The 14,897-nt window shown below is 67.0% G+C and carries 15 protein-coding genes; 3 read left to right on the forward strand and 12 right to left on the reverse strand.

The window, feature by feature from the left end; translation table 11 throughout:
* Positions 1-6: 6 nt before the first annotated feature.
* A complete protein-coding gene (gene smeD / locus BW38_RS09220; protein WP_032976547.1) occupies positions 7-1,188 on the reverse strand; it encodes a multidrug efflux RND transporter periplasmic adaptor subunit SmeD in 1,182 nt (393 codons plus the stop codon).
* 227 nt (positions 1,189-1,415) lie between these two features.
* On the opposite strand from smeD, the gene smeT reads away from it, so the two are divergent.
* Positions 1,416-2,075 carry an efflux transporter SmeDEF transcriptional repressor SmeT gene (gene smeT / locus BW38_RS09215; protein ID WP_025877280.1) on the forward strand — a complete coding sequence of 220 codons (660 nt, stop codon included), beginning with the start codon at positions 1,416-1,418 and terminating at the stop codon, positions 2,073-2,075.
* A gap of 164 nt (positions 2,076-2,239) precedes the next feature.
* Here the strand turns inward: smeT and hslU are convergent, their stop codons facing one another.
* From hslU to BW38_RS09170, 9 genes are all read right to left on the reverse strand, one after another.
* The gene (hslU, locus tag BW38_RS09210) at positions 2,240-3,616 is read right to left on the reverse strand and encodes an ATP-dependent protease ATPase subunit HslU (RefSeq protein ID WP_025877282.1); all 1,377 of its coding nucleotides are present in this window, start codon (positions 3,614-3,616) and stop codon (positions 2,240-2,242) included.
* A 76-nt stretch (positions 3,617-3,692) separates the two neighbouring features.
* The gene (gene hslV / locus BW38_RS09205; RefSeq protein ID WP_025877284.1) at positions 3,693-4,244 is read right to left on the reverse strand and encodes an ATP-dependent protease subunit HslV; all 552 of its coding nucleotides are present in this window, start codon (positions 4,242-4,244) and stop codon (positions 3,693-3,695) included.
* Positions 4,245-4,318: 74 nt separating this feature from the next.
* The gene (locus BW38_RS09200; protein WP_032976581.1) at positions 4,319-4,519 is read right to left on the reverse strand and encodes a DUF3079 domain-containing protein; all 201 of its coding nucleotides are present in this window, start codon (positions 4,517-4,519) and stop codon (positions 4,319-4,321) included.
* Positions 4,520-4,695: 176 nt separating this feature from the next.
* Positions 4,696-5,589, reverse strand: coding sequence for a tyrosine recombinase XerC (gene xerC, locus BW38_RS09195; protein WP_032976548.1), 894 nt, complete (start codon positions 5,587-5,589; stop codon positions 4,696-4,698).
* A 16-nt stretch (positions 5,590-5,605) separates the two neighbouring features.
* Positions 5,606-6,280: a DUF484 family protein gene (locus tag BW38_RS09190; protein ID WP_032976549.1), complete on the reverse strand. Its 675-nt coding sequence runs from the start codon at positions 6,278-6,280 to the stop codon at positions 5,606-5,608.
* The gene (gene dapF, locus BW38_RS09185) at positions 6,277-7,128 is read right to left on the reverse strand and encodes a diaminopimelate epimerase (protein ID WP_032976550.1); all 852 of its coding nucleotides are present in this window, start codon (positions 7,126-7,128) and stop codon (positions 6,277-6,279) included. The genes BW38_RS09190 and dapF overlap by 4 nt, the downstream gene beginning before the upstream one ends.
* Positions 7,121-7,360 carry a lipoprotein gene (locus BW38_RS09180; protein ID WP_025877294.1) on the reverse strand — a complete coding sequence of 80 codons (240 nt, stop codon included), beginning with the start codon at positions 7,358-7,360 and terminating at the stop codon, positions 7,121-7,123. Before BW38_RS09180 ends, dapF begins: the two co-directional genes overlap by 8 nt.
* Before the next feature lie 128 nt (positions 7,361-7,488).
* Positions 7,489-7,911, reverse strand: coding sequence for a YbaN family protein (locus BW38_RS09175; protein ID WP_032976551.1), 423 nt, complete (start codon positions 7,909-7,911; stop codon positions 7,489-7,491).
* Positions 7,912-7,967: 56 nt separating this feature from the next.
* Positions 7,968-10,100: a S9 family peptidase gene (locus BW38_RS09170; protein ID WP_032976552.1), complete on the reverse strand. Its 2,133-nt coding sequence runs from the start codon at positions 10,098-10,100 to the stop codon at positions 7,968-7,970.
* Between the two features lie 203 nt (positions 10,101-10,303).
* On the opposite strand from BW38_RS09170, the gene BW38_RS09165 reads away from it, so the two are divergent.
* Positions 10,304-11,488, forward strand: coding sequence for a pyridoxal phosphate-dependent aminotransferase (locus BW38_RS09165; protein WP_025877299.1), 1,185 nt, complete (start codon positions 10,304-10,306; stop codon positions 11,486-11,488).
* Between the two features lie 78 nt (positions 11,489-11,566).
* Here BW38_RS09165 and BW38_RS09160 read toward each other — a convergent pair whose 3' ends face one another.
* A complete protein-coding gene (locus tag BW38_RS09160) occupies positions 11,567-13,663 on the reverse strand; it encodes a prolyl oligopeptidase family serine peptidase (RefSeq protein ID WP_032976553.1) in 2,097 nt (698 codons plus the stop codon).
* A gap of 69 nt (positions 13,664-13,732) precedes the next feature.
* Complete coding sequence (locus BW38_RS09155; protein WP_032976554.1) at positions 13,733-14,050, reverse strand: hypothetical protein; 318 nt, start codon at positions 14,048-14,050, stop codon at positions 13,733-13,735.
* 126 nt (positions 14,051-14,176) lie between these two features.
* On the opposite strand from BW38_RS09155, the gene BW38_RS09150 reads away from it, so the two are divergent.
* Complete coding sequence (locus BW38_RS09150; RefSeq protein WP_025877305.1) at positions 14,177-14,776, forward strand: lipocalin family protein; 600 nt, start codon at positions 14,177-14,179, stop codon at positions 14,774-14,776.
* Positions 14,777-14,897 lie beyond the last annotated feature (121 nt).

Consider the following 14,897-nt stretch of genomic DNA (forward strand, 5'->3'; position numbering starts at 1 on the left):
CTCCGCTTACTTCGCGCCTGCGGCCGCAGCTGCAGGTTGGGCGGCGGCCGGCTTGGCCGGGGCGGCGCCCTGTTCGGTGGCATTCACGGGCATGCCCGGGCCGATCTTCTGCAGGCCTTCGACGATGACCTTGTCGCCGGCCTTCAGGCCGTCCTCGACCAGCCACTTGTCGCCGACGGTGCGGCTGACCTTGACCGGGCGCACTTCGACCTTGTTGTCCTTGCCGACCACCATTGCACTGGTATCGCCCTTCGGATCGCGGGCGATGCCCTGCATCGGCACCAGCACCGCATCGCTGCGCACACCGCCGCCGATCACCGCGCGCACGTACATGCCCGGCATCAGCAGGCCATCGGGGTTGTCGACCCTGACCCGCAGCGCGAAGCTGCCGGTGGCCGGATCGACGCTGACTTCGGAGAACTCCAGCGTGCCCTTGTGTTCGAAGGTGCTGCCGTCTTCCATCAGGATGCTGACCGGCGTCTGCTGGTTGTCCTGCAGGCGGCCGGCGGCCAGTTCGCGGCGCAGCTGCAGCAGCTCGGCCGAGGACTGGGTCAGGTCGACGTAGATCGGGTCCAGCTGCTGCACGGTTGCCAGCGCCGTGGCCTGGCCGGCGCTGACCAGCGCGCCCTGGGTGACGCTGGACTTGCCGATGCGGCCGCTGATCGGCGCGGTGATGCGCGCATAGCCGAGGGTCACGTTGGCGGCATCCAGTGAGGCCTTGGCGGCGCCGACATCGGCCTCTGCCTGCTTCTGCGCAGCCACGGCGTTTTCCAGATCCTGCTGGCTGACCGCGTCGACCTTGGCCAGCTCGGTGATGCGCTTGGCGCTCAGCCGCGCCGCATTGGCGGTGGCTTCGGCGCGGGCCAGCTGTGCACGCGCACTGTTGGCCTGGGCGCGATAGCTGGCGTCCTCGATCTGGTACAGCGGCTCGCCGGCCTTGACCATCCCACCCTCGGTGAACAGGCGCTTGGCGACGATGCCGTTGACCTGCGGGCGCACTTCGGCCACCAGGAAGGCGTTGGTGCGGCCCGGCAGCTCACGGGTCAGTCCGACGGTCTCGGACTTCAGCGTGACCACGCTGACCTGGCCCGGTCCCTGTTCGGGTGCCTGGGGTTGGCCGCCACAGGCAGCGACGGTGGCAGCGATCGCCAGCGACAACGCGAAGGGTCGGATTCGGCTCAGCAACATGATGGGAATGGCTCTTGAAGGGAGGGATCTCAGCAGGTGCTGATACGACGGCCCCTCCCCTTGCAGGAGTGAAGACCGCGCGGACAGCGCCCACCCGCGTGAAGTGGGAGCCAGGACAGGCCTGCCACGCACACGACGGGAATGATGGGAGGGAAATATACATACATGCGTGTTTGTTTGTAAAGCGGTACAATTCAGCCACGTTTCACCCGCACTCGTACCCGCTCATGGCCCGCAAAACCAAAGAGGACACCCAGGCAACCCGCGAAGGCATCCTGGATGCCGCCGAAGCCTGTTTCCACGAACACGGCGTGGCCCGGACCACGCTGGAGATGATCGGTGCCCGCGCCGGCTATACCCGCGGCGCCGTGTACTGGCATTTCAAGAACAAGGGCGAGGTGCTGACCGCGATCGTCGAACGGGTGCACCTGCCCTTCATGCAGGAGCTGGAGCGCACCTCCACCGACCAGCGCGACACGCCGGTGCATGACCTGCGGGCGGTGATGATCCACTCGTTCATCGAGCTGTCCGAGGACGAGCGCCTGCGCAAGACCATGGAGATCATGCTGCGCAGCGATGCCTCGGCCGACACCAGGGTGCTGACCGAACTGCAGCAGAGCGGTTTCCGCGATGCCCTCGACCGGATGGAACGCGCCCTGCGCCGTGCCCAGGACCTGGGCCAGCTGCGCGACGGCGCCGACCCGAAGATCGCCGCGCGCATGCTGCACGCCACCGTGCTCGGCGTGCTGCACGGGGCGATGGTCGAACCGGACCTGATGGACCTCAAGCGCGACGGCATGCTGGCGCTGGACATGACCCTGGCCGCCTACGTGAAGGAAGGCGTGTTCGTACCGGGTTCGGTGCCCGAGCCGCTGCCGGAGGCGTGACGGCGCCGCCGGGCATGGCCCGGCGCTACCGCAGATTCGGCCACAAAGGTAGCGCCGGGCCATGCCCGGCGAGTACGTAACGGGTCGGAGCCCTCGCCATGGCGAGGGATCCGACCCTGCATAACGAAAAAGGCCGCCTTTCGGCGGCCTTTTCGCATTCCCGGTTACAGGATGTAACGGCTCAGGTCCGGGTCCTGCACCAGTTCACCCAGGTGCGCATCGACATAGGCACTGTCGATGGCCAGGGTTTCACCATCGCGGTCCGGTGCTTCGTAGCTGAGCGAATCCAGCAGGCGCTCCAGCACGGTATGCAGGCGGCGCGCACCGATGTTCTCCTGGCGCTCGTTCACCTGGAAGGCGATCTCGGCCAGGCGGTCGATGGCATCGGTGGTGAAGCTGACCTTGACGCCTTCGGTGGCCAGCAGCGCTTCGTACTGCTTGGTCAGCGCAGCCTTCGGCTCGGTCAGGATGCGCACGAAATCAGCCTTGCTCAGCGCACCCAGCTCCACGCGGATCGGGAAGCGACCCTGCAGTTCCGGGATCAGGTCACTGGGCTTGGCCAGGTGGAACGCACCCGATGCGATGAACAGGATGTGGTCGGTCTTGATCGTGCCGTACTTGGTGGACACGTTGGAACCTTCCACCAGCGGCAGCAGATCGCGCTGCACGCCTTCGCGCGAGACATCGCCACCGCCCACGTTGTCACCCCGCTTGGCGACCTTGTCGATCTCGTCGATGAACACGATGCCGTGCTGCTCGCAGGCCTCGATCGCGGCAGTGCGGATGTCGTCCTCGTTGACCAGCTTGCCGGCCTCTTCCTCCTGCAGCAGCGGACGCGCGGCCTTGATGGTCAGCGTGCGCTTGTGGGCCTTGGCGCCACCACCGAGGTTGGCGAACATCGACTTCAGCTGCTGGCCCATTTCCTCCATGCCCGGCGGGGTCATGATGTCCATGCTGACGTTGGCGGTCAGGTCGAGCTCGATCTCGCGATCGTCCAGCTCGCCATTGCGCAGCATCTTGCGGAACTTGATGCGGGTCTCGTTGTCCTGCGCCGACGGTTCGTTGCGCGCAGCCTCCGGGTCGAAGCCGATGCCACCGCTGCGGCGCGGCAGCAGCGCATCGAGGATGCGGTCTTCGGCGCGCTCTTCGGCCTGCGTGCGCACGCGCACCTTGGCCTGTTCGCGGTACAGCTTGACGGCGGTATCGGCCAGGTCACGGATGATCTGCTCGACATCCTTGCCGACATAGCCGACTTCGGTGAAGCGGGTCGCTTCGACCTTGACGAACGGCGCGTTGGCCAGCGTGGCCAGGCGGCGCGCGATCTCGGTCTTGCCGACGCCGGTCGGGCCGATCATCAGGATGTTCTTGGGCATGACCTCGTTGCGCAGCTCGGGCTGCAGCTGCATGCGGCGCCAGCGGTTGCGCAGGGCGATGGCGACCGCGCGCTTGGCGTCATGCTGGCCGACGATGTGCCGGTCCAGCTCCTGCACGATCTCGCGCGGGGTCATGGTGGCGGAGGAAACTTCGATCTTGTGCGGCATGGGTGTGCTCACGAATGCGTTGTCGGTAGCGCCGGGCCATGCCCGGCGGATCAGGAATGCGTGTGACGGTTCCCCGTCACAACTCCTCGACCACCACGTTGCGGTTGGTGTAGATGCAGATGTCGCCGGCGATGTTGATCGCTTCGCTGGCGATGGTGCGTGCATCCAGTTCGGTGTGCGCCATCAGCGCACGTGCAGCGGACAGCGCATACGAACCACCGGAACCGATGGCGATGATGCCGTCCTCCGGCTCGATCACGTCGCCGGTGCCGCTGATGATCAGCGAGGTTTCCTTGTCGGCCACCGCCAGCAGGGCTTCGAGCTTGCCGAGGCGGCGCTCGGTGCGCCAATCCTTGGCCAGTTCCACCGCGGCACGCTGCAGCTGGCCATGCTTTTCCAGCTTGGCTTCGAACAGCTCGAACAGGGTGAAGGCATCGGCGGCGGCACCGGCAAAGCCGGCCAGTACCTGGCCATCGCGGCCAAGGCGGCGGACCTTGCGTGCGTTGCCCTTCATCACCGTGTGGCCGAGGGTGACCTGGCCGTCGCCGGCAATGGCCACGTGCTCGCCGCGACGAACGCAGACGATGGTGGTGGCGTGGAAAACGGTGGGATTCTGACTGGGGTCCATGCGGCCTCCGATAGCTGTTCACGGGACATGGGGACAGCCGCCGAAGCGATCAAGCCCGTGCCGATAGCTGCCGTTCAGCGCTTGGCCTGCGAAGGCCGGTCCGGATTGGGTTCAATGCCCCACGCCACGTACCAGTCCTCACCCTGCGTCTCGATCGGGTGCTGGGTGCGGCCCGAGCCGTTGCCACAGGCCAGTGCGTCGGCAGCGCAGTAACGGTCGCAGCCCCAGCAGATGCGCTCGGGGTGCTTGGGGCGCAGCGGAATGGGCTTTGCCATGGTCGGCATCTCGTCGTGGCCTGCGGCCACGATGCACCGGCGACCACTGCCCCGCCCTGATCCAGATCAAGCGGCGGCCGTTCCGGTAGCGCCGGGCCATGCCCGGCGAGCGCGCAGCGCGGGCGGTGTCGCGTACACGACACATGGATCGCACAGCCGCCGGGCATGGCCCGGCGCTACCCCACCGTGTCGGGCGGGTCTTTGCGACGTTTCGCGCGCGGATGCGCCGCATCGTAGACCTTGGCCAGATGCTGGAAATCCAGATGGGTGTAGATCTGCGTGGTGGCGATGTCGGCATGGCCGAGCAGTTCCTGCACACCGCGCAGGTCACCGGAGGATTCCAGGATGTGGCTGGCGAAACTGTGCCGCAGCATGTGCGGGTGCACGTGCTTGAACAGGCCCTGGCGCTGCGCCAGCTGGCGGATGCGGATCTGCACCGCGCGCTGGCTGATCGGCCCGTTGCGGCCGGGGAAAACCGGTGTGGCGCCACTACCACCGCTTTCGCTGCGCCAGGTCAGCAGCGCTTCGCGTGCCGGCTTTCCGAAGGGGACGCGACGTTGCCGGTTGCCCTTGCCCATCACGTTGACCAGGCCACTGGCGAAATCCAGATCGCGCCAGGTCAGCGCACAGACTTCGCTCAAGCGCAGGCCGGAGGAATAGAACAGTTCCAGCAGCGCGCGGTCACGACGACCCAGCTCGCCTTCCGGTTCCAGTTCAACCAGCTGCACGGCTTCATCGGCGTCGAGCACCTGCGGCAGCCGTCGCGGCGCACGCGGCGCCTTCAGCGTCGCTGCCGGGCTGGCCTCGATGCGGCCATGCTTGAGCAGCCAGGCATAGAAGCTGCGGCAGGCCGACAGCCGGCGTTGCAGGCTCTTGGCCGACAGGCCACGGCGGTGTTCATCGGCAACGAACTGGCGCACCGCGTCGGTATCCAGCGCCTCCACGGCCACCCCGCGGGGTTCGGCCCACACCGACAACGCGTCCAGGTCGCGGCGATAGGCATCGAGCGTATGCGCCGACATCCGCCGCTCCACCTGCAGGTGCTGAAGGAACGCCTGCACCGCGCTCATCGTCGTCGTTTCCCGCTCAATCCGCGAAGCGCTTGAGCCCGGTCACCAGGGCCTCGCCCATCATCCGCAGGAACAGCGTGCCCATGCCGGGATAGAAGCGGTTCGGATCATGGCTGCCCACCGCGATCAGGCCAACACCCGGCAGCGGCAGCAGCGCGGTGGTCTGCACTTCCTCGCTGCGCGCGCCGTACAGCACCGCGTTCTTGTCGCTGTGCAGGCGGCCGCAGATCGGCTCACCATCCTTCAGGCAGTCGCGGAACGGGCCCAGCTGCACATCATCGGCAGCCAGCACCTGCAGCCACTCGGCCTGCTCCAGCCCGGCCACCGGCGCATGCACGACCAGCCGCACCAGATCGCCGGCGAAATCTTCCTGCAGTGACGCCGCCATCGCGCGCAGCGTATCGGCGGCGTTGTCCTGCTTCATCAGGGCCAGGGTGAGCTGATGCGTGCGTACCGCCAGCCGCTCGTTGACCTGCGCGGTCGCGCCCAGGTCGGCCAACCGTCGCGCCAGCTCGCGGTTCTTCTCGCGCAGCACTTCCAGCTGGTAGCTGGCCAGCGATGCGGTCGGGCCGTCATCGCGTGGGACCACCAGGGTCAGCGCCAGGTCCGGGAACTGCTTGAGGAAACCCGGATGGCGCCGCAACCAGGCGGCGACTTCATGGGCACCGAGCTTGTCGACGGTCTCAGTCATGCGATCCACTCCCCTTCGAAGACGAATGCGGTCGGGCCCGCCATCACCACCGCCTGGCCATCGCCCGGCCACTGGATGCGCAGGTCGCCACCAGGCAGGCTGATGCGCGCATCGCGCTGCAGGCGGCCGCGATGCATCAGGGTCACTGCCGCCGCGCAGGCGCCACTGCCGCAGGCCAGGGTTTCACCGACGCCGCGCTCGAACACGCGCAGGCGCACATGTTCCGGGCCCATTACCTGAGCGAAGCCCACGTTCACCGACTTCGGGAACGAGGCATGCTGCTGCAGCAGTCCGCCCACGCGCTCGACCGGTGCGGCATCGACCAGGCCCACTTCAATCACCGCGTGCGGATTGCCCATCGACACCGCCGCGAAGCGCACGGTCTCACCCTGCAGTGGCAGCAGGTACTCTTCGCGCGGGTGGGCGAAGCCGATCAGCGGCACCTGCGCCGGATCGAACAGCGGCACGCCCATCGCCACCGCGTACTGGCCATCGCCGAGGACATCCACGGCGTGGCTGGCCAGCGGGCTGTCGATGACGAAGCGGTCGCCCTGCGCACTGCCCTCGCGCACCAGCCAGGCAGCGATGCAGCGCGCGCCGTTGCCGCACTGCTCGGAATTGGAACCATCGGCGTTCCAGATGCGGTAAGAGGCGACGGAGCCTTCGGCGCGCGGCGGCTCGATGGTCAGGATCTGGTCGCAGCCGACGCCGGTATGGCGGTCGGCCAGGCGCGCGGCCAGTTCCGGGGTGGGCGGCGGGGTGCCGTCGCGCAGGTCGATCACTACGAAATCGTTGCCCGCGCCGTGCATCTTGCTGAAGCGCAGGCCGTTGGTACCGGCCTTACTCATTCCCGTCGTCCACCTTCTTGGCCGGATCAGGAGTGACGGACGGACTGCCGTCGCGCGGGGCCTGGGTGGCAGCAGGCGTGGCGTCGGCATCAGCGGCCGGTTCGACGGTTTCTTCCACCGGCACCGGCTTCTGCGGCAGCACCAGCGGGCCCTTGTTGCCGCATGCGGCGAGGAACAGCAGCGAGGCCGCTGCCAGCGGAATCAGGATGACATTGCGATGGGGGATGTTCATGCCCCGAGTATAGCCATTGGCGGCTGAGCGGTTGGTACAGGGTGCCGCGTCAGGCATCCGCCGGGCATGGCCCGGCGCCACCGCAACCCGGCACCGCGGTAACGCCGGGCCATGCCCGGCGGGAGAGATCAATCGGCCGGCGGCAGCGGCCGGGTCCACAGCCAGATCGCCACCACGGTCATGCTGCCGATGGAGAACCACTTCACCCAGGCCACCGGCACGCACCACAGCATGATGCCGGCGCACACCGCCATGGTGATCGTGGCCATCCATTTGCCGTAGCGGCTCACCGCACCATGTGCCTGCCAGTTGGCGATGGCCGGGCCGAAGCGCGGGTGCTGCAGCAGCCAGCCGTGCAGGCGCTCGGAGCCGCGCGAGGCGGCCCAGGCCGAGATCAGGATGAATACGGTGGTAGGCAGCCCCGGCACGAAGATGCCGACGATGCCGGTGCCCAGGCTGGCATAGGCCAGCAGCCACCACGCCCAACGGAACCGCACCGGCCGGGCGGGCGTTGGCAGGTCCTTGGTGGCGGGCGGTTCGGGCGGGCGCATCGCGCAAGGATACCGAGCGCAGGTGGCGGCGGCGATATCACCGCCGCCACGATGCGTCATTCCGTCGCAGCACCGGCCGCGGGCGTTTCGATGCCCAGCTGCTGCAGCACGAATGCATACGACTCGGACAGTTCGCGGTAACGCTGGAAGCGCCCGGACTTGCCGCCGTGGCCGGCTTCCATGTTGGTGCGGAACAGGATCGGGAAGGTGCTGGTGTTGTCATCACGCAGCTTGGCCACCCACTTGGCCGGTTCCCAGTACTGCACCTGCGAATCCCACAGGCCGGTACCCACGAACAGCGACGGATAGGCCTGCTTTTTCACGTTGTCGTAGGGCGAGTAGGACAGCATGTACTCGTAGTACGGCTTCTGCTCGGGGTTGCCCCACTCGTCGTACTCGTTGGTGGTCAGCGGGATGGTCGGGTCGAGCATGGTGGTGACCACGTCCACGAACGGCACCTGCGCCACCAGCACGCGGTAGTCCTGCGGCGCCTGGTTGGCGATGGCGCCCATCAGCAGGCCACCGGCGCTGCCACCGGACGCGGCGACACGGTCCTTCGCCGCCCAGCCCTGTGCCACCAGGCCACGGGTGACGTCGATGAAGTCGTTGAAGGTGTTCTGCTTGTGCAGCAGCTTGCCGTTCTCGTACCAGTCGCGGCCCATTTCCTGGCCACCGCGGATGTGGGCGATGGCGTACACCACGCCACGGTCGAGCAGGCTCACCGCCGTCTGGTTGAAGTAGGGGTCCATCGACATGCCGTAGCTGCCGTAGGCGTACTGGAACAGCGCGCCGGTGCCATCCTTCCTGTAGCCCTTGCGATAGACCAGCGACACCGGCACCTTCACCCCGTCGCGCGCGGTGATCCACACCCGGTCGGTCTCGTACTTCGAGGGGTCATAGCCGATCACCGGCTGCTGCTTCAGCTGGCGACGCTCGCCGGTGGCGGTGTTCAGTTCGTACACCGTGGTCGGCGTGGTCATCGAGGTGTACACGTAGCGCAGCCACGTGGTGTCAGCCTCGGTGTTGTCGCCCAGGCCCATCGAATAGGCCGGTTCGTCGGCCTTCACGTAGTCGTTGCGACCGTCCTTGAACAGCAGGCGGATGCGCTCCAGGCCTTCGGAACGTTCGGCGATGGCGGTGTAGGTATCGAACAGTTCGAAGCCTTCGATGAACACCGCATCGTCATGGGCGATCCAGTCCTTCCACTGCGCACGCGAGGTGGCATCGGTCGGTGCGGTCACCAGCTTGAAGTTCTTCGCGCCATCGTTGGTGCGGATCACCCAGCGGCCATCATAGTGGTCGGCGTCGTACTCCACGTCGCGCTGGCGCGGGGCGAGCACGGTGAACGTGGTCGGGTCGCTGGCCGGCGCGTAGCGCTCTTCGGAGGACACGGTGCTGTGCACGCCGATGGTGATGAAGCGATCGTCGCGGGTGCGGCCGATGCCCATGTAGAAGCTGTCGTCCTTCTCTTCGTAGACGACGGTGTCGGCGCTGGCCGGGGTGCCCAGCACGTGCTTCTTCACCCGCACGGTCAGCAGGGTTTCCGGATCGTTCTCGACATACAGCACGGTGCGGTTGTCGTCGGCCCAGACCAGGTCGCCCGAGGTGCCGGTGATCGTATCCGGCAGCACCGCGCCGGTGCGCAGGTCCTTGAAGCGGATGACGTACTGGCGGCGGCCCACGTCATCGTCGGCCCAGGCCAGCAGCTGGTTGTCCTGGCTGACCTCCATCGAGCCGACGCTGAAATAGCCCTTGCCGGCAGCCATCGTGTTGACGTTGAGCAGGACCTCTTCCGGCGCGTCCATGCTGGCCTTGCGGCGCGCATGGATGGGATAGTCCTGGCCGGTCTCGTAGCGGCTGTAGTACCAGTAGCCGCGCTCGCGCGCCGGCACGCTGGCATCGTCCTGCTTGATGCGGCCGACGATCTCGCCGTACAGCGCATCCTCCAGCGGCTTCAGTGGTGCCAGCAGCTGGTCGGCGTAGGCGTTCTCGGCCTGCAGGTAGGCCAGCATGGCCTTGTCCTCGCGCTTGTCGTCGCGCAGCCAGTAATAGTCATCGTTGCGGGTCGCGCCGAACGGCGCCTTGACCACGTGCGGACGCTTCTCAACATCCGGCGGAACGGGCGGGGTGGCGGCGGTAGCGGTGCTGGTCATCAGGCTCGCAAGCAACAGGCAGAGAGTGGATTTCATGAAATAAGGCTCCTTGATCGGCAATGCAATGGCGTCCTTGCGCCTGAGTCTGGGTGGCAGGGGGGCTGCGGGCAACCCTGCGGATCGTCATGGACGCGCGGAGGTAGTGCCGGCCGCTGGCCGGCAACGGCAGCAGACTGTTCATCCCGAGGTTGCCGGCCAGCGGCCGGCACTACCGGGACACCCGGCGTACCATGTGGGGCATGAGTACCCTGCCCCACACGCCGGGCTACAGCCGGCGCAGCCACGAAATCGCTCCCTTCCATGTGATGTCCCTGCTGGCCCGCGCACAGGCGCTGGAACAGGCCGGTCACGATGTGATCCATCTGGAGATCGGCGAACCGGACTTCACCACCGCCGAGCCGGTCGTGCGTGCCGGCCAGGCGGCGTTGGCCGCCGGCCACACCCGCTACACCGCCGCACGCGGCCTGCCCGCCCTGCGCCAGGCGATCAGCGGTTTCTATCGCAGTCATTACGGCCTGGATATCGACCCCGAACGCATCCTGGTCACGCCGGGCGGCTCCGGCGCGCTGCTGCTGGCCAGCAGCCTGCTGGTCGACCCCGGCCGCCACTGGCTGCTGGCCGATCCCGGTTATCCGTGCAACCGCCACTTCCTGCGGCTGGTGGAAGGCGGCGCGCAGCTCGTTCCGGTCGGCCCCGAAACGGCCTACCAGTTGACCCCTTCGCTGGTGCAGCAGCACTGGAACGCCGACAGCGTCGGCGCGTTGGTGGCGTCGCCGGCCAATCCCACCGGCACCGTGCTGTCAGCCGATGAACTTGCGGCCCTCTCGGCTTCACTGCATGCGCGCGGCGGCCACCTGGTGGTCGACGAGATCTATCACGGCCTGACCTACGGCCTGGATGCAGCGAGCGTGCTGCAGGTCGATGACAGCGCGTTCGTGCTGAACAGTTTCTCCAAGTACTTCGGCATGACCGGCTGGCGACTGGGCTGGCTGGTGGCGCCACCGGCGGCGGTCCCCGACCTGGAGAAGCTGGCGCAGAACCTGTACATCAGCGCTTCGAGCATCGCCCAGCACGCGGCCCTTGCCTGTTTCAGCGACGAGGCGATGGCGATCTTCGAGCAACGCCGCCAGGCCTTCCAGCAGCGCCGCGACTTCCTGCTGCCGGCGCTGCGCGAGCTTGGCTTCCGCATCGAAGTGGAGCCGCAGGGGGCGTTCTACCTGTACGCCGACGTCAGCGCGTTCACCGATGACGCGCAGGCGTTCTGCGCACACTTCCTGGAAACCGAGCACGTGGCGTTCACCCCGGGCCTGGATTTCGGCTTCCATCGATCGAACCAGCACGTACGCCTGGCCTATACCCAGGAAGTGCCGCGGCTGCAGGAAGCGGTGGAGCGTATCGCGCGCGGATTGAAACGATTCCGGTAGCGCCGGGCATGGCCCGGCGCTACCGTTCAACGAATAACCAACGAAAAACGCCGCCCGAGGGCGGCGTTTTTCATTTCATCATTTACCGCCCAACCGCTCCCACAGGAAGCTGTAGGCCAGTGCGGACATGTGCGCGGCCTGCGCGTTGTTGGCTGCACCGCCATGACCGCCTTCGATGTTCTCGTAGTAGGTCACGTCCTTGCCGGCATCGATCATCTTCGCGGCCATCTTGCGGGCGTGGCCCGGATGCACGCGGTCATCGCGGGTGGAGGTGGTGAACAGCACCGGCGGGTAGCTCTTCTTCGCGTCGAACAGGTGGTACGGCGAGAAGGTCTTGATGAACTCCCAGTCGCTGGTGTCCGGGTTGCCGTACTCGGCCATCCACGACGCGCCGGCCAGCAGGTGGCTGTAACGCTTCATGTCCAGCAGCGGAACCTGCACCACCACCGCACCGAACAGCTCCGGGTACTGGGTCAGCATGTTGCCGGTGAGCAGGCCACCGTTGCTGCCGCCCTGCACGCCCAGGTGCTTGGCAGAAGTGATCTTGCGGGTGACCAGGTCCTGGGCAACCGCGGCCATGTCTTCATAGGCCTTGTGACGGTTCTGCTTCAGCGCCGCCTGGTGCCAGCGCGGGCCGTACTCGCCACCACCACGGATGTTGGCGACCACGTACACGCCGCCCTTCTCCAGCCAGGCGCGGCCCATGCCGCCCGAGTACGACGGGGTCAGCGAAATCTCGAAACCACCGTAGCCGTACAGCAGGGTCGGGTTGGAGCCGTCAAGCTTCATCGCCTTGTCGTGCACCACGAAGTACGGCACGCGGGTACCGTCCTTGCTGGTGGCGAAATGCTGCTCGATCACCTTGCCGTCGGCATCGAAGAACGCCGGCATGGTCTTGAGCACTTCCGGTGCCTTGCCGATGTCGGCGATCGCCAGGGTGGTCGGGGTCAGGTAATCGGTGGCGGTCAGCCACACTGCATCGCTGTCATTGCTGTCGACCGCACTGACGCCCAGGGTGCCGAAGGCCGGCGCGCCGACGAAATCGTTCTTCTGCCAGCCCTTGGCGGTCGGGGTCAGCACCGACAGGCGGTTCTTGACGTCGTCCAGCACATTCAGCACCAGGTGGTTCTTGGTCCACGAGGCACTGGCCAGCGAGGTGGTCGCGGTCGGGGTGAACAGCACCTCGAAGTCACGCTTGCCGGCCAGGAAATCATCCAGCTTGGTCACCAGCAGTGCGCCGGAGGCGTAGGTCTTGCCACCCACGGTCCACGGATCGCGCAGTTCCAGGGTCAGCCACTGCTTGTGCAGGCCCTTCTCGGCCGAGTTCGGCGCATCGATCCTGGTCAGCTTGCCATCGTCGCCGCGCAGGTAGATCTCGTTGTTGTAGAAGGCCAGCGTACGGCTGACCAGGTTGCGCTCGAAGCCCGGGGTGTCATCGTGCATCGCCGCGATGTACATGTCTTCCGGCTTGCCTTCGTAGACCAGGCTGGCGGCGGACATAGGCGTGCCACGCTTCCACAGCTTGGCCACGCGCGGGTAACCGGAGGTGGTCATCGAGCCGCTGCCGAAATCGGTGTAGACGAACACGGTGTCGCGGTCGATCCAGCTCAGGCCGCCCTTCGATTCGGGACGGAAGAAGCCGTCCTTGATCCAGCTCTTGCTGGCCAGGTCGAACTCGCGGGTGACATCGGCGTCGGCACCGCCGCGCGACAGCGCGATCAGGCAGCGGCTGTAATCCGGACGCAGGCAGTCAGCGCCGTGCCAGACCCAGTTCTCGTTTTCGGCCTTGTTCAGCGCATCCAGGTCGAGCACGGTTTCCCAGGTCGGCGAGGCCTTGCGGTACTCGGCCAGGGTGGTGCGACGCCACAGGCCGCGCTCGTGCTGCTTGTCCTTCCAGAAGTTGTAGTAGTAATCGCCGATCTTCTGCACGCCGGGAATCTTGGCGTCCGAGTCGAGCACCTCGCGGATGCTGCTCTCCATCTGCTTGAAGGCCGGGGTCTGCGCCAGGCGCGCCTCGGACTTGGCGTTCTGTTCCTTGACCCAGGACAACGGCTTGTCGCCGGTGACGTCCTCCAGCCAGGCGTAACGGTCGGTGTCTTCAGCGGCCACGGCGGTACCCACCGAGGCAGCGGTCATCATGCCGGCCAGCAGGCAGGCGGAAGCGAATCGTGACATTGCAGCTCCAGGCAGTCATTAGCCGTGAAACGCTAGCATGGATCACCGGGGCCGCCCCCGTGTCGAAGGTCAGGCCGTGGCGGTGTGCGCCTTGCGCGTACGCGTGGGGGAGCGCCGCCGGGCCTGCCCATGGTCGCGTCGCAGCGAGCGGAGCGCGGCCAGCGTTGGCAACGGGCAGCGCAGCAGTGCCCACCAGGCCGCCAACGGCATGCCGACCAGCCACAGCGGCAACCAGCCCAGCCAGGCACTGCTGCCGCGCGCGGCCGGCCACACCAGCACCACGGCCAAGCCAGCGAGGGCGAGCTGCGGCACCACCCGCAACAGGCGCGGATCGGCGCGTTCGCTGACGCGTTCAGTTGGCGGGCGGTGGCGGGGACGTGTGCGCATGCGGATTCTCCGGTGGTCGATGCCGGTCAGCTTGGCTGCGGGGCTTCTCACCGGCTGCGACACCATTGACGGATGGCGTGCACACAGTGACCATGCGCGGGCAAGCCCACTGGAGCCCGCTCCCGCATGACCTCGATCCGCCCGCTCTGCGCTGTGTTGCTGGCCCTGTCCCTGGGCGGTCCGGCAGTGGCTGCCAATTCCCCACCGTCGTCCCGCAACAGCGCCGCGGAAGCCTCTGCAGATGGGGTGATCGACCTGCAGCGCTTCATGGGGACCTGGTACGTGATCGGCCGCGTGCCGAACTTCATCGAGCGCGGCCACGTCGCCAGCGTCAACCAGTACGAGCTGCGCGAGGACCACAAGGTCGCCATCACCTATCGCTACCGCGATGGTTTCGGTGAACCGCTGCAGGAAATCCGTGCGCGCGCCAGCGTCGATCCCGACAGTGGCAACCACGGCTGGCGCACCTGGTTCTACCGGGTCGTGCCGACCCATTCGCGGGTACTGGAAGTAGCGCCGGACTATTCCTGGGCGCTGATCGGCTACCCGGGCCGCGAGATGGCCTGGATCTTCGCCCGCACGCCTGACATGGACAAGGCCCTGTACAAGGACCTGGCCGAACGCCTGCGCGACGAGTACGGGGTCAACACCGACAAGCTCAAGCGCGTGCCGCAGCACGCCGAGCAGGTCGGCAAGCTGGGCTACGAAGTACCGAACGTGCGTTGACTGCACACGGTGGTAGTGCCGGCCGCTGGCCGGCAACTGCACGGTGCTTCCCGCGTTCATGAGGTTGCCGGCCAGCGGCCGGCACTACCAGACATGAGGTTGCCGGCCAGCGGCCGGCACT

This window comes from Stenotrophomonas sp. RIT309, assembly GCF_000632045.1.
GTDB lineage: Bacteria > Pseudomonadota > Gammaproteobacteria > Xanthomonadales > Xanthomonadaceae > Stenotrophomonas > Stenotrophomonas indicatrix.